Origin of the sequence: Maritalea myrionectae, assembly GCF_003433515.1 — a bacterium.
In the GTDB taxonomy this organism is placed as follows: Bacteria; Pseudomonadota; Alphaproteobacteria; order Rhizobiales; family Devosiaceae; genus Maritalea; species Maritalea myrionectae.
The window spans coordinates 1,971,098-1,991,233 of sequence record NZ_CP021330.1 but is presented as its reverse complement, the minus strand read 5'-3'; the positions used below and the strand labels follow the sequence as shown (position 1 = coordinate 1,991,233).

15 protein-coding genes are annotated in these 20,136 nt (G+C 52.6%); all 15 read right to left on the bottom strand.

From position 1 onward, the window contains the following. Window positions 1-162: 162 nt before the first annotated feature. The 15 genes from dnaE to nuoG all read right to left on the bottom strand — a co-directional run bounded on the left by dnaE (window position 163) and on the right by nuoG (window position 20,127). Window positions 163-3,627 carry a DNA polymerase III subunit alpha gene (dnaE, locus tag MXMO3_RS10155; RefSeq protein WP_117395792.1) on the bottom strand — a complete coding sequence of 1,155 codons (3,465 nt, stop codon included), beginning with the start codon at window positions 3,625-3,627 and terminating at the stop codon, window positions 163-165. Window positions 3,628-4,010: 383 nt separating this feature from the next. Continuing rightward, window positions 4,011-4,697 carry an ABC transporter ATP-binding protein gene (locus tag MXMO3_RS10150; protein WP_117395791.1) on the bottom strand — a complete coding sequence of 229 codons (687 nt, stop codon included), beginning with the start codon at window positions 4,695-4,697 and terminating at the stop codon, window positions 4,011-4,013. After that, window positions 4,690-6,045, bottom strand: coding sequence for an ABC transporter permease (locus tag MXMO3_RS10145; protein WP_117395790.1), 1,356 nt, complete (start codon window positions 6,043-6,045; stop codon window positions 4,690-4,692). Before MXMO3_RS10145 ends, MXMO3_RS10150 begins: the two co-directional genes overlap by 8 nt. A 3-nt stretch (window positions 6,046-6,048) precedes the next feature. Further along, on the bottom strand, window positions 6,049-7,398 hold the full coding sequence (gene proS, locus MXMO3_RS10140; protein WP_117395789.1) for a proline--tRNA ligase: 1,350 nt from the start codon (window positions 7,396-7,398) through the stop codon (window positions 6,049-6,051). Window positions 7,399-7,760: 362 nt separating this feature from the next. Next, a complete protein-coding gene (locus MXMO3_RS10135) occupies window positions 7,761-8,009 on the bottom strand; it encodes a DUF1467 family protein (protein ID WP_117395788.1) in 249 nt (82 codons plus the stop codon). A gap of 5 nt (window positions 8,010-8,014) precedes the next feature. After that, a complete protein-coding gene (locus tag MXMO3_RS10130; protein WP_027835268.1) occupies window positions 8,015-9,679 on the bottom strand; it encodes a ribonuclease J in 1,665 nt (554 codons plus the stop codon). A gap of 15 nt (window positions 9,680-9,694) precedes the next feature. Next, window positions 9,695-10,408: a biotin--[acetyl-CoA-carboxylase] ligase gene (locus MXMO3_RS10125; RefSeq protein ID WP_156905552.1), complete on the bottom strand. Its 714-nt coding sequence runs from the start codon at window positions 10,406-10,408 to the stop codon at window positions 9,695-9,697. Window positions 10,409-10,458: 50 nt separating this feature from the next. Next, entirely contained in the window at window positions 10,459-11,907 is a 1,449-nt protein-coding gene (gene nuoN / locus MXMO3_RS10120; RefSeq protein WP_117395786.1) for an NADH-quinone oxidoreductase subunit NuoN, read from the bottom strand. Between the two features lie 9 nt (window positions 11,908-11,916). Further along, a complete protein-coding gene (locus MXMO3_RS10115) occupies window positions 11,917-13,437 on the bottom strand; it encodes an NADH-quinone oxidoreductase subunit M (protein ID WP_117395785.1) in 1,521 nt (506 codons plus the stop codon). Continuing rightward, on the bottom strand, window positions 13,434-15,473 hold the full coding sequence (nuoL, locus tag MXMO3_RS10110; RefSeq protein ID WP_425462119.1) for an NADH-quinone oxidoreductase subunit L: 2,040 nt from the start codon (window positions 15,471-15,473) through the stop codon (window positions 13,434-13,436). The genes MXMO3_RS10115 and nuoL overlap by 4 nt, the downstream gene beginning before the upstream one ends. Beyond that, window positions 15,473-15,787 (bottom strand): NADH-quinone oxidoreductase subunit NuoK, encoded by a 315-nt coding sequence (gene nuoK, locus MXMO3_RS10105; protein ID WP_027835263.1) that lies wholly within the window; start codon window positions 15,785-15,787, stop codon window positions 15,473-15,475. Before nuoK ends, nuoL begins: the two co-directional genes overlap by 1 nt. A 12-nt stretch (window positions 15,788-15,799) precedes the next feature. After that, entirely contained in the window at window positions 15,800-16,408 is a 609-nt protein-coding gene (locus tag MXMO3_RS10100) for an NADH-quinone oxidoreductase subunit J (RefSeq protein WP_027835262.1), read from the bottom strand. Between the two features lie 12 nt (window positions 16,409-16,420). After that, window positions 16,421-16,909 carry an NADH-quinone oxidoreductase subunit NuoI gene (gene nuoI / locus MXMO3_RS10095; protein ID WP_027835261.1) on the bottom strand — a complete coding sequence of 163 codons (489 nt, stop codon included), beginning with the start codon at window positions 16,907-16,909 and terminating at the stop codon, window positions 16,421-16,423. 13 nt (window positions 16,910-16,922) lie between these two features. Further along, window positions 16,923-18,020 (bottom strand): NADH-quinone oxidoreductase subunit NuoH, encoded by a 1,098-nt coding sequence (gene nuoH, locus MXMO3_RS10090; protein WP_084634159.1) that lies wholly within the window; start codon window positions 18,018-18,020, stop codon window positions 16,923-16,925. 10 nt (window positions 18,021-18,030) lie between these two features. After that, window positions 18,031-20,127: an NADH-quinone oxidoreductase subunit NuoG gene (nuoG, locus tag MXMO3_RS10085; RefSeq protein WP_117395784.1), complete on the bottom strand. Its 2,097-nt coding sequence runs from the start codon at window positions 20,125-20,127 to the stop codon at window positions 18,031-18,033. Between the last annotated feature and the right edge of the window lie 9 nt (window positions 20,128-20,136).

Genomic DNA, 20,136 nt, shown 5'->3' with positions numbered 1-20,136 from the left:
TATAACCTCCGCAAAGAGCTGCAACATATTTTGTCACCGGATGGCGGCCTCTTACGGGCAGCCGTCTTTGCGTGCGAATTGATGAGCGGTCGATACAGCAATCCCCGCACATTGGCAATAGCAAATTGTCGGTAAAATCATGAAAGCGGCGAAAAGCCTGAATTAGCTTGGCCCAGCGCTCACACGGGCATCAGCAACACCGGGCATCACTTTGAGTGAGCTGGCCAGCTCCGGCGTTAAGCGATACCCCCCGGGCAGCTCAATCTCAAACTCGTAATTGTGATCCTGATCCATCACGACAATGGCCACCTGCCCCTCGCCACCGCGTTGCAATTGCTTGGTGAGATGGGGAATGCTTTCTTTGCTGGTCAAATGCAGCACCAATTTGTTGGCCATCTTGGCTATGGCGCGTTCAATCGGGTGCAAATTGATAAGCCGCAACCGCACACCGTCCGGCTGCGCATCGGCTTCTAACTCAACTACGATTGAATTGCCCACAGTCAGCACATCATCAAAGCGGTCCAACTGTTCGGAAAACACCAAAATTTCAAACGTCCCGGTTGGATCAGACAATGTCAGAATCGACATATTGGAGCCCTTGCGGGTCTTGCGATCATTCCGCGACGCAATTGTCCCGGCCATGCGCCCGGCACTGGCGCCATTGCGCGCCGCTTTCTCAAACGCCTGCCAAGTCTGCGCATACCCTTCGGTATAGATCGACTGATATTCGTCCAGCGGGTGCGCTGACAGATAAAAGCCAATGGCGGAAAACTCGCGTTGCAGCCGTTCCGAGTGCGTCCAGCTTTTTACATTCTTGGCCGGCTTGATCGGTTCAGGCGCCGCCGCGGTGAACATATCCACGATGCCTTCTTTACGATTGCTCGTGGCGCGCTGGGCTGTACTCAACACCGTCTCGGTCAAGGAGGCAACTTCCTCACGCCGATAGCCAAGATCGTCAAATGCGCCTGCATGGGTTAGCGTTTCAAACGCCCGTCGATTGACAATTTTGGGGTCGATCCGCTCCGCAAAATCCGCCAAATCCGCAAACGGACGGTCCCCGCGCACCTCGACAATATGTTCCGCAACATTGCGACCCACGCCTTTAACCGCGCAAAGGCTGTAATGAATAGCATTGCCTTCAACAGTGAAAATCACTTCAGATTTATTGACGCTCGGCGGATTAACCTCAATTTTAAGTCTTTGCGCTTCACGTTTGAAATCATTGAGTTTATCGGTATTGCCCATATCCAATGTCATGGAGGCCGCGATAAACTCTTTCGGATAGTGCGCTTTCAAATAGCCGGTCTGATAAGACACCAGCGCATAAGCCGCCGCGTGGGATTTGTTAAAGCCATAGTTCGCAAACTTCGCCACAAGCTCAAAGATATTATCCGCTTGCTGCTTGATCAGGCCATTTTTAACGGCCCCCTCCACAAAGCGCACCTTTTGCTTGTCCATCTCGGCTTTAATCTTTTTACCCATGGCACGGCGTAGCAAATCCGCCTCACCCAATGAGTAACCAGACAAGACCTGCGCGATCTGCATCACCTGTTCCTGATAAACGATAATCCCGTAGGTTTCTTTCAGAATATCGGTCAGGCTCTCATGCAAATAGTCCGGAGTCTCGCGTCCGTGCTTCCGCGCACAGAAAGTGGGGATATTGTCCATCGGACCGGGGCGATAAAGCGCCACAATCGCGATGATGTCCTCGAAACGGTCGGGCTTGAGGTCGAGCAACGCCCGTCGCATGCCCGGACTTTCCACCTGAAACACCCCAACGGTCTCGCCTTTGGCATAAAGATCGTAGGTTTTCTCATCTTCAATCGAGATGTTCTCGATCGAAAAATCACCGCCATCGCGGTTGATCAGCCGTTCCGCATATTCGATGACTGTGAGGGTCTTTAGACCCAAAAAGTCGAACTTAACCAGCCCGGCCTCTTCCACCACCTTCATATTATATTGCGACACCGGCATATCAGAGCGCGGATCGCGATAAAGTGGCACCAATTGCTGCAATGGACGGTCACCAATCACAATGCCCGCCGCGTGGGTCGAGGCATGTCGATAAAGCCCTTCAAGCTTTTTGCCCATTTCCAGCAATTGCGCCACGGTCTCATCTTCATCGCGCATGGCCTGCAAGCGTGGTTCGCCATCAATCGCTTCGGTCAACGTAACCGGATTAGCAGGGTTTGAGGGCACCAACTTGGAAATGCGGTCCACTTGCGGATAAGGCATTTGCAGCACGCGCCCTACGTCACGCAGCACAGCCCGCGCTTGCAGCGTTCCGAAGGTGATAATCTGCGCAACCTGCTCAGCACCATATTTCTGCTGAACATAATGGATCACCTCCTCCCGCCTTTCTTGGCAGAAGTCGATATCAAAGTCGGGCATGGACACACGTTCGGGGTTCAAAAACCGTTCGAACAGCAATGCATAGCGCAAAGGGTCAAGGTTGGTAATCGTCAGCGAATAGGCCACCAATGACCCCGCACCAGACCCCCGGCCCGGCCCCACGGAAATGCCATGCTCCTTCGCCCATTTAATAAAGTCGGCAACGATCAGGAAGTAACCGGGAAACTTCATGCTTTCGATCACGTTCAACTCGAAATCGAGTCGTTCGCGATATTCATCTGCCGTCATGCCAGGTGCAGGACCATCCCGCTCCAAAATGCGCTCAAGCCCCTCTTTCGCCTGCCGCGTCAGTTCCTCGGCCTCGGCCTTCACCGCCTCGTCAGAGCTCATCCCTTCCGGCGCCGCAAAGTTCGGCAAAATCGGCGCCCGCTTCATTGGCCGATAAGTCACGCGCTGGGCAATCTCAAGAGTGTTGTTGATTGCCTCAGGCAGGTCCGCGAACAGCGCGCACATCTCTGCCCGCGACTTAAAATAATGCTGATCCGAAAGCTTGCGCCGCTCTGTCTGGGCCAAAACGCTGCCTTCAGCAATGGCCATCAGCGCATCGTGCGACTCAAAATCATCACTTTTTGGGAAAAAAGGCTCGTTGGTGGCAACCAATGGCACGTCATGCGCATAGGCATAATTGAGCAATTGTGGTTCTGTTTTCGCCTCGGTGTCTTTGCCGTGCCGCTGCAACTCAATATAGAGCCGGTCCCCAAAAATACGGCGCAAATTGTCCAGCCGCGACAACGCTTGCTGATCATAACCTTGCGCAAAAAGCGGATCGATCCCGCCTTCCATTCCACCTGTCAAACAGATGAGATCTTCGTGCAACCCCTCATCAAACCAAGCAATCGGCGCTTTCAGCGCAGCTGCATCGCCCAGCAGATAGGCCCGCGACACCAGTTCTGACAGATTTTGAAACCCCTGCTCGGTTTGCGCGATCAACACCAAGGTCTCCTTGGCGAATTTTTTGCGCTCACGCCCGGGCATATCAGACGGCGGTTCAAACTCGATGGGCAACTCGCAACCCACAATCGGCTGCAATCCCTTTTCGGCTGAAATCTCAGAAAATTGTAGCGCGCCAAATAGGTTGCCCGTGTCCGCGACACCAAGCGCCACCTGCCCGTCGGCAACGGCCAAATCGATCAGCTTTTTCAGCTGTATCGCCCCTTCCAGCAATGAATAGGACGAATGGGCATGTAAGTGGATAAAATCAGGTGTCGCGCTCATGGGGTGACTTTGACATAACGCGCCCATTTTCGCCAAGCAAACTTGTGCGATTTACACAGGCGCGTTTTTGCCTCTTGCCTAAAACCCACCCATGCGTGTGAGCACATCCATCCACATGAGACTTGCAGCACTAAACCCAGCCAAAGAGAAAAGAGCCATCACATCTTTAATCAAAACCAACATTGCAACCTCCTATGTTTCTTATTTGTTCTTATATATTCTCTTTTTGTTCTCGTCTAGTGTGCAGGACGTTTGCATAGCCTGTTGATGAGTTTATGGTTAATGGGGACAACTTGCGGAGAGGTTGTGGAAAGCGTGTGGATAAACTGTGGGCAAATGTGGAAAAGCAAACAGCGCCGTCAGGCAGCGCTGCCGCCAAAAGACTAGAGCGTGGTGGGCACCACTGCCCCGCCCTCAAGGGTGACGATGCGATCTGCGCGCCGTGCAATGTCATGATTGTGCGTGGCAATCAGACCAGCCGCTGCATGATCTTTAATCGAATTCGCCAACAAATCGAAAACAATACCACTGGTGTCAGGGTCCAGATTGCCCGTTGGCTCATCGGCCAGGATTAAACCCGGATTGTTTGCCATCGCGCGGGCAATGGCCACGCGCTGCTGCTCACCGCCGGAAAGCTGTGCCGGGCGATGATCGCCCCGCTCCACCAAACCCATATGGGTCAGCAAATCTTGCGCACGCTTCTTCGCCACATCTTTATCCACCCCAGCAATCAATTGTGGGATCATGATGTTTTCATCAGCCGAAAATTCAGGCAACAGATGGTGGAACTGGTAGATATATCCCACATTTTGCCGGCGCAACAACGTCCGCGAACGGTCGTTCAGCGTATGTGCGCTCGTGCTGCAAATGTTGACGTCGCCTTGGGCGGGTCGCTCCAACAGTCCACAAACGTGCAATAAAGTCGATTTCCCCGCCCCAGACGGGGCCACAAGCGCAACAATCTCGCCCGCAGCAATCTCAAGATTAACATCGACCAGAATATCAAGCCGCGTCTCGCGCTCTAAATAATGGTGATGCACACCATGAAGCGATAATTTCAAATCAACCATAGCGCAACGCCTCAACTGGATCATATTGTGCCGCGCGCCACGCAGGATAAAGCGAAGCAGCAAAACTCAAAATCAATGCAAATGACACCACAAACGCAACCTCAAACGGATCGGTTTTAGACGGCAGTGTTGAAAGGAAAAACACCTCGGGTGGGAAAAGCGTGATGCCAATGGTCTCAGATACCCAAGCCCGAATGGCTTCCGCGTTTGACGACAAGATCAAGCCCGCAATCAAGCCCAAAAATGTCCCCGCAAACCCGATCGCGGTCCCCGTCATGCAAAAGATACGCATAATTGAGGCGCGTGTCGCACCCATGGTCCGCAAAATGGCGATGTCCGTGTTCTTTTCTTTCACCAGCATCACCAATGAGGAAATGATGTTGAACACGGCCACCAAAATGATCATAGACAAGATGACGAACATCACAACGCGCTCAACCTGAAGCGCCGAGAAAAACGTCTCGTTTCGGCGTTGCCAATCCGAAAGGATCATCGGCCGCCCCGCCGCTTCCTGAATAGGCTCGCGCATATTGTGGATGGAATCTGGATCATCGAGGAAAATCTCAAGACCGGTCACCGAATAGATCCGTTCGTAGGATTCATCGATCTGCTCATCTGTCGCGTCCAGCGGCAGCGGCTCCAGCCCCTCTTTCAGCTCATCGCGAAACAGCTTGAAATAGCTTTGCGCCAATTGCAGCGGCATATAGACGAAATAGCTGTCAAATTCGACCATGCCCAATTCAAACACCACATCCACCGGATAGGTGCGGATTTGGGGCGCCGTGCCAAAGGGCGTTACCGTGCCTTCGGGCGTAATAATGGTAACGCTGTCGCCAACAGAGACGCCAAGATTTTGCGCCAGGCGCATGCCGATGGCCACGCCTTTGCTTTCATCCCAATTGTTGAAACCACCCAAAACGGCGGATTCGGCAAACAACGGCATCTTTTGAATATCGCGCTCATTGATACCGCGCACAGCCACACCAGTGGAACGCCCGATGCCAGAAGCCAACGCCTGCCCTTCAGCGAAGGCAATTACTGCTTCAACCCCGTCTACACTTTCAATTTTTGGAATGACGCTTTCAAAATCCTCGAACTGCTCTTCAAGCGGAAACGCGGTAAAATGCCCGTTCAACCCAAGGATTTTGTCCAGCAATTCTGCGCGAAAGCCGTTCATAACAGACATCACAACGATCAATGTGGCCACGCCGATGGCAATGCCAGTCAGCGTCAGCGCTGCAATCACGGAGATAAATGCCTCTTGGCGGCGCGCGCGGAGATAACGCCACGCGACCATAAACTCAAACCGCGAAAAGGGGCGGTTCTGGGGCTGCGTGGCGTCGCTCATAAATTAAACGTCCTGTCTACGTTCCGGCACAATGCGCTCGAGAAGAAAATCAACGGCTTGCTCAAGCGAAACATTGGTCCGCTCGCCCGTTTTACGATTTTTAATCTCAACTTCGTTATTTTTAAGGCCACGTGGTCCAACAATCATCTGATAGGGCAAGCCGATCAAATCGGCAGTGGCAAACTTTCCGCCTGCGCCCATATCGCGATCATCGTACAAAACTTCAATGCCCGCATTATCCAGCTGCTTGTAAAGCGCATCACATTGCGCCACACAGCCTTCGTCGCCGGTTTTCAAATTGATCAATGCCAGTTCAAACGGTGCCACCGACACAGGCCAAATAATGCCATCATCATCGTGACTGGCTTCAATAATGGCCGGCACAAGGCGTGTGAGCCCAATGCCGTATGAACCCATATGCACAGGCACTTCTTGGCCGTTGGCATCCGCCACGGTTGCGCCCATAGGCTCAGAATATTTGGTGCCGAAATAGAACACTTGTCCCACTTCAATGCCACGCGCCTCAACTCGACGATCTTCGGGCACTTCCGCCTGGAACTTGTCCATGTCGATCATGTCTTCGGTGGCCGCATACATTTTGGTCCAGTCGTTGACATAAGATGTCAGATCGCCGTCATAATCCACATCCTTTGGCGGGATGGGTTGATCCAGCAACGCTTTGTCGCAGAAAACGCCACTTTCGCCCGTATCAGCCAACACGATAAATTCGTGGCTCAAATCGCCACCAATGGGGCCGGTTTCAGCTTGCATTGGAATCGCGGTAAGGCCCATGCGGTAATAGGTGCGCAAATAGGCCACAAACATGCGGTGATATGATTTTACAGACGCCTCTTTGTCCAAATCGAACGAATACGCATCCTTCATCAAAAATTCGCGGCTGCGCATAGTGCCAAAGCGCGGACGAATCTCATCCCGGAATTTCCACTGAATATGGTAGAGGTTGAGCGGCAGGTCTTTATATGACTTCACGTTTGACCGGAAAATCGACGTAATCATCTCTTCATTCGTCGGGCCATAAAGCATGTCGCGTTCATGACGGTCGGTCACGCGCAGCATCTCTTTGCCATATGCGTCATAGCGGCCGCTCTCGCGCCAAAGGTCTGCGGGCTGCAAAGTTGGCATCAGCAATTCAATGGCGCCTGCCCGATCTTGCTCCTGCTCAATAATTGCCTGCACCTTACGCAACACCCGATAGCCCATCGGCAGCCATGCATAAAGGCCACTTGCCTCCTGCTTCAACATTGCCGCACGCAGCATAAGGCGGTGCGAAACAATCTCGGCTTCCTTCGGTGTTTCCTTCAATACAGGCAGAAAATATTTTGACAGACGCATGATCTATTCTTGCTTTCTCTCGACTCGTCAAATGGGATTAACAGGTGGCACAAAACGCCATAAGTGGCGTGGATGCAAGGCTTTTCAGTTGAATTTTTCCCATTCAGACGCTGCCGTAAACCAAAATTCCAATTTTTCAGCTTTTGCCGCTAAAAACCGGGTGACAGGACCATTTTAAGTTGTTAGGGTCCAATCCCAATAAGAGGGCTGTTGATCAAATCCGGCCCCGTATACGCTGACAAGGTCTAGGGAGGAACGTTGGCTTCGCTTTAAATAGCTTGAATAAGTCCAACGAATTGTCGCGAAACTATATAAACAGGGCTTCGGCCCTGTTTTTTATTGATTCCAAGATGTTACGACAATTACTTCCAGTAATACTGCAAGGCTGGCAGGCTAATCGCCCACCGCGTCACAAACAGCAAGGCGAACGCCACCACAGTCGCGCCCAACATTTTCTTGATCAAATTTGGCTTGATCGGTGACGCGGCTTCCGATCCGCGGTCCACTTCAACATCCTGCTCCACATGCGAGCGTGTGCCGATGGGCAGCGCCACAAAAAAGCACAACCACCACAAAACAAAATAGAGCGCGATTGAAGAGACCAAACCCATGTGACTTACACCTTATGGACAAAAACTTTGACGATGGGCTTTTTACCCCAAAATTGATTCACTTCCGAGCGGACAGCTCGTCGCACGGCTTCAGCAAGCACATGGACAGCCCCGCGCTTTTTCGCGGGCATTGAGCGGATCACACCATCAATGGCTTTATCAACCACCAAGTCGAAATCTTCATCCTCGTCTTCCAACTGGGGCAAGCCATAAAGCTCAACCTGCGGTGCTTCCCGCATTTGCCCTTTACCATCCACCACCATGGAAACAGCAATAAAGCCCCCGAAGGCCAGTTTGCGCCGCTCGCGCACGCCGCTCTCTTCCGGGGAACACAAAATATCCCCATCCAGATACACACGGCCCGATGGCACTTCGTCCACCAAGCGCTCAGCGGATGGGTAAAGCATAGCCATATCGCCATTGCGGATCGACAGCACTTTTTCAATGCCAGCTTCGCGCCCCAATTCCGCCTGCGCTTCCAAATGAGCGGCCTCGCCGTGCACAGGCACCAACACACTTGGCTTCAACCATTCATAAAGCCGGCGCAGCTCGCCACGGCGCGGGTGGCCCGAAACGTGCACAAGCGCGTCCTTATCGCTAATCACCTTCACGCCCTGATTGATCAGCAAGTTCTGGATGTCCAAAACATCCTTCTCATTCCCCGGAATCGCTTTGGACGAAAAGATCACCTGATCCCCTTTGTTCAAGGTCAAGGCGTGGTGATCGTCGCGCGCGATCCGCGCAATCGCCGCCCGGGACTCGCCTTGCGATCCGGTGCAGATCAAACAAACCTTCTCACGCGGCAAATAGCCAAACGCATCCTGGTCCAAAAACGGCTCAATGCCCTCAAACATGCCAAGGTCACGGGCGATCTCTGATGTGCGGTGGATCGCGCGGCCGGAAGCCACCACATGGCGTCCCGCCTTTTGCGCCGCACGCGCGATAGAGATCATCCGCCCCACATTTGAGGCGAAGATCGTCACCGCCACCCGCTGCGGCGCGTCCAACATGAGTTTTTCAAGGCTCTCGGCAACCTCGCCTTCGCCTGGGCTTTCGCCTTCACGCACAGCATTTGTGCTGTCACAGATAAGCGCCAGCGGTGCGTCCATCGCCCCGATTTCACGCAACCGTTTTTCGTCTGTCGGCGCATTGCCCACTGGCGACGGATCAAGTTTCCAATCGCCCGTATGCAAGGCACGGCCAGCTGGTGTTTCGATATAGAGTGCTGAGCTTTCCGGAATCGAGTGCGCCACATTAATCAACTCGACCTTGAACGGTCCAAGTTCAAATGTGTCCCCTTGCTGCACAATTTTGACCGGCACTTCATAGCCAAAATTGTTGGAGCGCCCTTTCGCTTTCAGCATCGCTGCCGCAAAAGGCGAAGCATAGACATCGCATTCCAACTGCGGCCAAAGATCCATCACGCCGCCATAATGGTCTTCGTGCGCGTGGGTCAGCACCATGCCGACAATATTGTCGGCTTCATCTTCCAAAAACCGCAAATCAGGCATCACCAGCTCGATGCCGGGCAAATCCGGACCAGCAAAGGTCAGGCCACAATCAACAATCAACCATTTCCGGTTGTCCGGCGCGCCAAAGCCATAAAGACCGAAATTCATTCCGATCTCGCCAACGCCGCCTAAAGGGACAAAAACCAACTGGTCCTGCATAAAATCAAACTTCCATTACAAATTGAATATCTCGCCCGCGGTCACGATGCGCTGTCGACCCATATGATCAACAATCAATCCACCTGTCGGGTCCACCCCTTCAAGTCGCGCTTCATAGCTTTCCGCATTGGCATTAATCCGCATGACTTCTCCCATCTTATACGCATGGGAAAGCCAATCGGCTCGAATTTCGGCAAAATTATTGCCACGCGCCCACTGCCCCAACCGTTGGGCAACGGCATCGGACAGAAAAGCAAAAAAATGGGCCGGCGACGTATTCAGCCCCAGGGATGCAAAGTCACTCGCCGGGTGGTTGGATTGATCCGGGTGAAATGCGAGATTTACGCCCATTCCGATCACCACAAATCGGCTTTGCCCCTTCATACCGCCTTCCAGCAATAATCCGGCGCACTTTTTGCCATTGATCATCAGATCATTTGGCCATTTCAACTCAATGGTAAGGCCATCCACGCTTTGCGCCGCTGCAACGGCACAAACCGCATCATAAAGCGCCAGCGCCATCACAAACGACAATTGAGCCACATATTCACTTGGCGCCGGTTCAGTCAACAGCAAAGAGGAATAAAGGTTCCCCGGCGGCGAGTGCCAAAAGCGCCCGCGCCTTCCCTTGCCGTCCTCTTGTTGGTCAGCCACAAGCCAAACGGGGCCAATGGCCCCGTTTAAAGCGTCTTGCATCAATGTGGCGCTGGTGGATCCTATCGTCGGCACATGCCGTAGTTGAAATCCATCCAAGCGGGCACGTTCACCAAGGCTAACCACTAAAAGAGGCTACCCGCTGCTGTTTGCGCCCACTGGGTCAACGGCACACCGAGTGTGAAATAATAGGTCACGATCAAAAAGCCAGAAATCGCAATGATAAGGCGAAGGGCAAACGCTGACTCTTCAAATTGATGCACAACTTCATCGAAATACATCACTTTGATCACACGCAGATAATAGAACGCACTCACCGCACTGGCCAACACACCAATCACCGCCAACACAAACAATTGCGCTTCAATTGCAGCAAGGAACACTTGCCACTTGGCGAAGAACCCAGCCAAAGGCGGCAAGCCAATCAGGGAAAACATGATGATGGCCATACCCGCTGCCACGAATGGGCGCGATTGGGCCAAGCCCGCCAAGTCATCAATGTTTTCCACATAGCCTTCGTCATTCTTCAACGCCAGGATACAGGCGAACAAACCGAGGGTCATGGTCAGGTAGATCGCCATATAAACGGCAACGCCTTCCACCCCGATTTGCGACCCGGCAGAAAGCCCAACCAACGCAAAGCCCACATGGCCGATAGATGAATAGGCAATCAAGCGTTTGATGTTCTTCTGGCCAATCGCAGCGAAAGCGGCAAGCACCATTGAAGCAATTGAAACGAAAATCACAATTTGCTGCCAATCTTTCGAGATTGGCTCAAACGCATCAAACACCACCCGCACGAACAGGGCCATCGCCGCCACTTTTGGAGCGGAAGCAAAGAAAGCTGTCACCGGTGTGGGTACACCTTGGTAAACGTCTGGCGTCCACATGTGGAACGGTACGGCTGAAACTTTAAACGCCAACCCTGCCATCACAAACACAAGGCCGACAATCAAGCCCAGTGAGGGCTCGCCGAGTGAAATCGCCCGGGCAATTTCGTCCAATTGCGTATGGCCGGTAAAGCCATAAACCATGGAGGCACCGTAAAGCAGCATACCGGAAGACAATGCGCCAAGCACAAAATACTTCAAGCCCGCTTCTGTCGCTTTGCTGGAATCGCGCTTAAACGCTGCGATCACGTAAAGTGACAAGGATTGCAATTCAAGGCCGATATACAATGAAATCAGATCGTTGGCTGAGATCATCATCAACATGCCGAGCGTGGCCAAAATCACCAACACCGGATATTCGAACTTGTTCAGCCTGTGCTCATCCGCACTGGACACCGAGATCGCGAGGGCAAAGGCCGACCCGATCAACACCAGCACTTTCATGAAGCGCGCGAAAGCGTCCTGCACGAAAGCACCATTGAACAACACGCCATCAACGGGGACCGCCACTTCAAGCAATGCCGTAGCGGCCAAAAGCGCCATGGCGATACCCAAAACAATCTGGTTGGCGCTTTTGGCTGAGGCAAACACCCCAACCATCAGCAACACGATGGCGCCAATCGCCAACAGCAGTTCTGGAAATGCTGGCGCGAGATCTGCAAAAGAAGTCAAATCAGAATTCATTATATCCCCCTAGTGCGCGACGTCGGCAAGGGTGCCAACGTGCCCCAGGCTCATTTGATATTGGTTGACCAACTGCTCCACTGAAGCGGCTGTCGCATCCAAAATTGGTGCTGGATAGAAACCGAAAAAGATCGTGAGAATGATCAAGGGCACAATCACCGCCATTTCGCGCGGGTTCATGTCCAAAATCGCCTTCAAATTCTCTTTTTCCAATACGCCGAAAATCACACGACGATATAGCCAAAGCGCGTAACCTGCGGACAAGATCACACCAAACGCGGCACCAAAGGCCACCCAAGTGTTCACTTGGAAAATCCCCATCAAAACCAGGAATTCGCCAACAAAGCCGCTGGTGCCCGGTAGGCCAACATTGGCCATGGTGAACACCATAAAGGCAAAGGCATATCTCGGCATACGTTCAACCAGGCCGCCATAGGCATCAATCCGGCGCGTGTGCATCCGGTCATAGATCACCCCGACGCACAGGAACAACGCGCCCGACACAATCCCGTGCGAAATCATTTGGAAGATCGCGCCTTGGATGCCCAGCATATTGCCGGCGAAAATACCCATGGTCACATAGCCCATATGCGCCACAGATGAATAAGCAATCAGCTTTTTAATGTCTTCTTGAACCAACGCCACCAAAGAGGTGATGATGATCGCCGCGATCGACAGCACAAACACAAAGTTCGAGAAATAGGCTGATGCTTCTGGGAACATCGGCAACGAGAACCGCAAGAACCCGTAGCCACCCATTTTCAGCAAGATCGCCGCCAAGATCACAGAACCCGCGGTTGGCGCTTCAACGTGCGCTTCTGGCAACCAACGGTGGAATGGCCACATCGGCATTTTCACTGCAAGTGAAGCAAAGAAGGCCAGCCATAACCAATATTGCGATTCCGAGGAGAACTCGAACTGCAACAGTTTGGCGATATCCAGCGTACCTGCCTGCCAATACATGGCCATCACAGCCAACAGCATCAGCACCGAACCAATGAAGGTATAGAAGAAGAACTTGTAGCTCGCTTGAATCCGCTTCTTGCCGCCCCAAATCCCGATAATCAGGAACATGGGGATCAAGCCGCCTTCAAAGAAGACATAGAACATGGCCAAATCAAGCGTGGCGAATACCCCGATCATCAAGAATTCGAGGATCAGGAAGGCCACCATATATTCACGAACCCGGTTCTGAACAGATTCCCAACTGGCCAACACACACATTGGCATCAATAGTCCGGTCAAAACGATGAACAGGATCGAAATCCCATCAACGCCCATGCGGTAGCCGATGACATCATCGCCAATCCAGCTGTGGTTTTGCACAAACTGGAAGCCTGGATTTGTGGAGTCAAACATGGCCCACATCACCAGCGAGAACACGAAGGTCACCAAAGTGGTGGCCAGCGCAATCCGGCGCATATTGTTTTTGGCCAGATCGTCATTGCCCGGCACAATCAATAGGAAAAAGACACCGACCAACGGCAGGAAAGTCAGAATCGATAGGATGTTGTTATTTATAATATTCATCCGAGTAGGCCCCCTGCAGCAATCGCCCAGGTAATCAGTGCGGCAACACCAATCAGCATTGCCAATGCATAGTGATAAAGATAGCCAGATTGCAGTCTTACAACTTGGTTGGTCACGTCTTTAACGCGCCGGGCCAAGCCACCAACAATCACACCATCGACGAACCAGTCATCAAACCCGCGCCACAACACACGGCCAAGCCATTTGGCCGGACGCACAAAGATGAAGTCATAGAGTTCATCAAAGTACCATTTGTTGAGCAAGAAGGCATAAAGCCCGGAATGCTGTTTCGCCAATGCCTTCGGCAAGTCTGGTTTTGAGATGTAGAACCACCAGGCCATGATAAAGCCGATGATCATCGCAAATGTCGCAGATAGCTTCACCCAAGTTGGCACGTGGTGTGCCGCATCGATGATTTCTGCATCCACAACAATTGAACCTAGGAAGAAGGCTTGAACATGATCGGCATGGCCGAAGAAGCTGTCATAGAACACAATACCTGAAAGCACCGCGCCAACTGCCAACACATAAAGTGGGATCAGCATGACATTCGGGCTCTCATGCGCATGGTCAAAAACTTCTTTTGAAGCGCGGGTCTTGCCGTGGAAGGTCAAGTGCACCAAGCGCCATGAATAGAAACTTGTGAACAAGGCTGCGATCACCAGCAGGTAGAACGCAAAGTTCCCAGCTTCTGTGTGCGCGCCGTAAGCGGCTTCAATAATGGCATCTTTAGAGAAGAAGCCAGCAAAGCCGAGATTTGGCAACGCATCAGAGACAAGATGGAACGGCAAGCCGACACCGGTCAGCGCCAACGTCCCGATCATCATCATCCAATAGGTCACGGGCACCTTGTTCTTAATGCCACCCATTTTGCGCATGTCTTGCTCGTGGTGCATCGCATGGATCACCGAACCAGCCCCTAAGAACAACAAGGCTTTAAAGAATGCGTGTGTGAACAGGTGGAAAATACCGGCTGAATAAGCCCCTACCCCAAGTGCCACAAACATGTAGCCAAGCTGCGAACAGGTTGAATAAGCAATCACGCGCTTAATATCGTTCTGCACCAAGCCAACAGTCGCCGCGAAGAACGCTGTAATCGCGCCGATCACCGTCACAACGGTCAATGCGGTTGGAGAGGCTTCAAACATGGGCGACAAACGCGCCACCATAAACACACCAGCGGTCACCATAGTCGCGGCGTGGATCAAGGCCGAAACAGGTGTCGGGCCCTCCATCGCGTCAGGCAACCAAGTGTGCAGCAGGAACTGAGCCGATTTACCCATCGCCCCGAGGAACAACAGCAAGCAGATCACGGTCATCGCGTCCCACTGGCCCCAAAGGAAGTTGATGGTTTGCCCATCCATGTCCGCCACATGCGCAAACGCCGTGTCGAAATCAATGGTTCCCAGCATCATCACAGCGGCAAAAATACCGAGGATAAAGCCAAAGTCACCCACACGGTTGACGATAAAGGCTTTCATCGCCGCCGCATTGGCGCTTGGCTTTTGATACCAGAAGCCAATCAACAAATATGACGCCAAGCCAACGCCTTCCCAGCCAAAGAACATTTGCAGGAAGTTATCGGCCGTCACCAGCATCAACATCGCGAAAGTAAAGAGCGACAAATAGGCAAAGAAGCGTGCCCGATGGGGATCATCATGCATATAGCCGATTGAATAAAGGTGCACCAAAGACGACACAGTGGTCACAACCACCAGCATCACCGCGGTTAGCGTATCCACGCGGATCATCCAGTAAAGATCCAGCCCACCGGTATCGATCCAACGGAATAAAGTGATCTTGACCGCTTCCGCCGCCATAAAGCCATGGTCGGCAGCCGTCTCTGCACCGTGCGCCGCCTCGCCACCGGAACCAAAAAAGATCCCTGCAAACACAACCCAGGACAACAGCGCTGAAACCATCAACAAACCTGTCGTCAGATATTCAGCCGCCTTGTGCCCGATGGACCGGCCCAAAAGCCCAGCCACCAAGGCCCCAATCAACGGGAGAAAGAGAATGGCATGATACATCGTCATTAACCCTTCATCACGTTGACATCGTCCACGGCAATGGAGCCACGGTTACGATAGAACACCACAAGGATCGCCAAACCAATCGCCGCTTCCGCCGCCGCAACGGTCAAAATCATCAAAGCGAACACTTGGCCAGCCATGTCTTGTAGGTGGGCGCTGAACGCCACAAAATTGATATTCACTGCCAAAAGGATCAATTCCACTGACATGAGAATGATGATCACATTCTTACGATTCAGAAATATGCCAAATACGCCAAGCGTAAACAAAATGGCCGCCACGGTCAGAAAATGACCAAGTCCGATATCCGGTATCATTTAGGCCCCCAATTAAATCCCTTTGCCGCTCTCGACACTGACAACTTCGACAGCATCTTCGCGTTTGCGCGCAACCTGCGCATTAATATCTTGCCGCTTCACATTTGGTTTATGCTTCAGCGTCAACACAATTGCCCCGATCATCGCCACCAACAAAATCAGCCCGGCAGCTTCAAACAAATAGACGTAGCGGGTGTAAAGCATGTTGCCCAAAGCTTCGGTGTTGGACATGCCCTCCACGAATGGCACCGCACTTGAGCTCGCCACCTCCGGGGTCACCACAAATGACCCGGCCACCAGAATAAGCTCAATCAGCAACACGCCGCCAATCAAGGCGCCGACGGGCGCATATTGCAAAATGCCCTGGCGCAATTGGGCGAAGTCTACATCCAGCATCATCACCACAAACAGGAACAGCACCATCACCGCGCCCACATAGACAACGATGAGCAACAGCGCCAAAAACTCAGCGCCCGCCAGCATGAAAATGCCAGCACCATTCACAAAGGCGAGGATCAAAAACAGCACAGAGTGCACTGGATTCCGCGAGGAAATCACCATCACCGCAGAGATGATCGCCACCGTTGCAAACAAATAGAAAAATGCAAGTTGAAGGGTCATATCATCAAGCTCCTAGCGATATGGCGCGTCGGCAGCGAGATTGGCAGCAATCTCACGTTCCCAACGGTCACCATTTTCCAAAAGCTTCTCCTTGTCGAAATAAAGCTCTTCGCGGGTTTCAGTCGCAAATTCAAAGTTTGGCCCTTCCACAATCGCATCCACCGGACACGCTTCCTGGCAAAAGCCGCAATAGATGCACTTCACCATGTCGATGTCGTACCGTACCGTGCGGCGCGTGCCATCGTTCTGGCGCGGGCCAGCTTCAATGGTGATCGCTTGTGCCGGACAAATCGCTTCACACAATTTGCAGGCAATGCAGCGCTCTTCCCCGTTGGGATAGCGGCGCAACGCATGCTCACCGCGAAAACGTGGGCTTACTGGCCCTTTTTCAAACGGGTAGTTGATGGTTGGCTTCGGTTTGAAGAAATAACGCATTGCCAGAAAGAATGTCGAAACAAACTCTCTCAGCAAAAGCGAATTGAGAAACTGAATTGCTCGCATGTGTCGTTTCTCCTTAAGCCATTCCGCCGTGCCAACCCCAGCCTGTCAGCTGAAGCACAAAGGCCACGACGAAAATCATTACGATGGAAATCGGCAAGAATACTTTCCAGCCCAAACGCATCAATTGGTCATAGCGATAGCGCGGCACAAAAGCCTTCACCATCGCAAACATGAAGAACACCAGTGAGGTCTTCAAAACGAACCAAACCGCACCAGGGATCCAGTTGAACGGCGCTGCATCGATTGGCGGCAGCCACCCACCCATAAACAGGATTGTTGTAAGCGCACACATCAACACGATGGCCACATATTCACCCAACATGAACATCATGTAAGGGGTGGAACCATATTCCACCATGAAACCGGCAACCAACTCAGATTCCGCTTCCGGCAGATCGAATGGCGGACGGTTTGTCTCAGCCAGTGCCGAAATAAAGAAGATGATGAACATCGGGAACAAAGGCAGCCAGAACCAGTTGAGGAATGACAACCAAGGCACGCCCAACATATGTGCCAAGCCCATTTCTTGCTGCGCATGCACAATGTCCGTCAGGTTCAGCGACCCAACACACAGCAACACAGTGATGATCACAAAACCAATCGAGACTTCGTAAGACACCATTTGCGCGGCAGACCGCAGCGCGCCCAAGAACGGATATTTCGAGTTGGAGGCCCAGCCACCCATGATCACGCCATAAACACCGAGCGAGGAAATCGCCAGGATGTAAAGCACGCCCACATTGATGTCGGCCATCGCCCAGCCTTCGTCAATCGGCACCACGGCCCAAGCCGCAAGCGAGACCAACACGGTGATGAATGGCGCCAACAAGAACACAACTTTGTCCGAACCGGCCGGAATAAGGGGTTCCTTAAACGCAAATTTCAGCAAATCGGCAAAGCTTTGCAGCAAACCAAAGGCACCAACCACGTTGGGACCACGACGGATTTGCACAGCCGCCCAGATTTTACGGTCAGCCAGCAGCACATAGGCCACAAACACCAACAACGTTACCAGCAGCAAAAGTGCCTTCCAAACAAACCCGATTTGTTCGCCCAACCCCAAAAAGGGCACGCCGAGCAAATAATCAAGTGATGGGAGTAACCAATCCATAATTCAGCCCCTACTCCGCAGCTTCTTTAACTTGCCCAAGTGCCAATTGCGAACATTCGGCCATCACTTTGGATGCCCGTGCAATCGGATTGGTCAAATAGAAATCTTCAATCGGTGAACCCAAAGCACCGGGTTTAATCTTCGCTGGCACTTTCGCCAGTTTGGCCACATCTGCAGCCTTTGTTTCCACGGGGCCTTCAACAACAGCCAAATGCGGCACATCAGCATAAAGCGCTGCACGCAGTTGGTTGAGATTGTCGAACGGCAAGGTGGCGCCCAAATGTGCGCTCAAAGCCCGCAAAATCGCCCAATCTTCTTTGGCTTCGCCCGGCCCAAACACAGCGCGGTTCGTGCGCTGCACGGTGCCTGCTGTGTTCACATAGGTCACGCTTTTTTCGGTGTAAGCGGAGCCCGGCAAAATCACATCTGCCGCATGGGCACCGCGATCACCGTGCGACCCGATATAAACAACAAACGCATCCTCATAGGCGCTGAGGTCGTAGCTATCTGCCCCCAACAAAAACACGACATCCATGTCGCCTTTTTTGCCAGCTGCCTGCATCTTGGCCGCATCCAAGCCGCCGCGCTCAGGCACAAAGCCCACATCCAGGCCACCAACACGACCAGCTGCATTGTGCAACACGGCAAAGCCGTTCCATTCGTCGCTCAATGCGCCATTGTCAGAAGCGATCTGTGCACTCAAGGCCAAGACATCTTTAGCAGTTGCGCCACTCAATGCGCCCTCGCCCACAATAATCATGGGGCGTTTCGCCTTGCTCAACACTTTGGCAAACTTGTCGTCACCTGCGGCCAAAGCCGCCAAAGCTTCGGTGCCGGTGCCCAAATAGGCGTAATCATATTTCAGATCAGCGTTTTCGCCGATCACCGCAATTGGCGTGCCGTTTTGGCGCCACGCTTTTCGGATACGGGCATTCACGAGTGAGGCTTCTTTGCGCGGGTCACTGCCCACGATCAAAATCGCATCCGCATCTTCAATGCCAGCAATGCCTGCATTCATGATGTAGCTTGCACGGCCCTTGGAAGGTTCGATTACCGAACCAACTGGACGGCAATCAAAGTTTTTCACGCCGATTGAGGTCAACATGGACTTCAAAGCATACATTTCTTCAGCACCAGCCAAGTCGCCGGCCAACGCGCCGATTTTCGCTGGATCAGCTTTTTTCACCGCGCGAGCGATGGTCGCAAATGCGTCATTCCAATCGGAAGCCTGCAACTTGCGGTTCTTTTTCACGTAAACTTTGTCGAGACGTTGTGATTTCAAGCCATCCCAAATGAAGCGTGTCTTATCTGAAATCCACTCTTCATTGATTGCTTCGTTCACACGTGGCATCACGCGCATCACTTCACGGCCACGGCTATCCACACGAATGTTAGAGCCAACCGCGTCCATCACATCGATGCTTTCGGTCTTGTTCAATTCCCAAGGCCGCGCTTGGAAGGCATAAGGCTTGGAAGTCAACGCACCAACAGGGCAAAGGTCAATCACATTGCCCTGCAGCTCTGATGTCATCGCCTGCTCAAGGTAGGTGGTGATTTCAGCGTCTTCACCACGGCCGATCAGGCCAAGTTCAGAAATGCCCGCCACTTCGGTGGTGAACCGCACACAACGTGTACAGTGAATACAGCGGGTCATGATGGTGTTCACCAATGGCCCGATATATTTGTCTTCCACCGCGCGCTTATTTTCCTGATAGCGCGAATTGTCCATGCCGTAAGCCATGGCCTGGTCTTGCAAATCGCACTCGCCGCCCTGGTCACAAATCGGACAATCCAGCGGGTGGTTGATCAGCAAAAATTCCATCACGCCTTCGCGCGCCTTTTTCACCATCGGTGTGTTCGTGAACACTTCTGGCGGTTGACCTTCTGGCCCGGGGCGCAAATCGCGCACGCTCATGGCGCAAGAAGCCGCTGGCTTTGGGGGGCCGCCCTTCACTTCCACAAGGCACATGCGGCAGTTGCCCGCCACAGAAAGACGCTCGTGATAACAAAAACGTGGAATTTCAGCACCAGCTTCCTCACACGCTTGCATCAGCGTGTAGTGATCTGGAACCTCAATTTCATTACCGTCTACTTTAATATTGGCCATGCTCTTGCC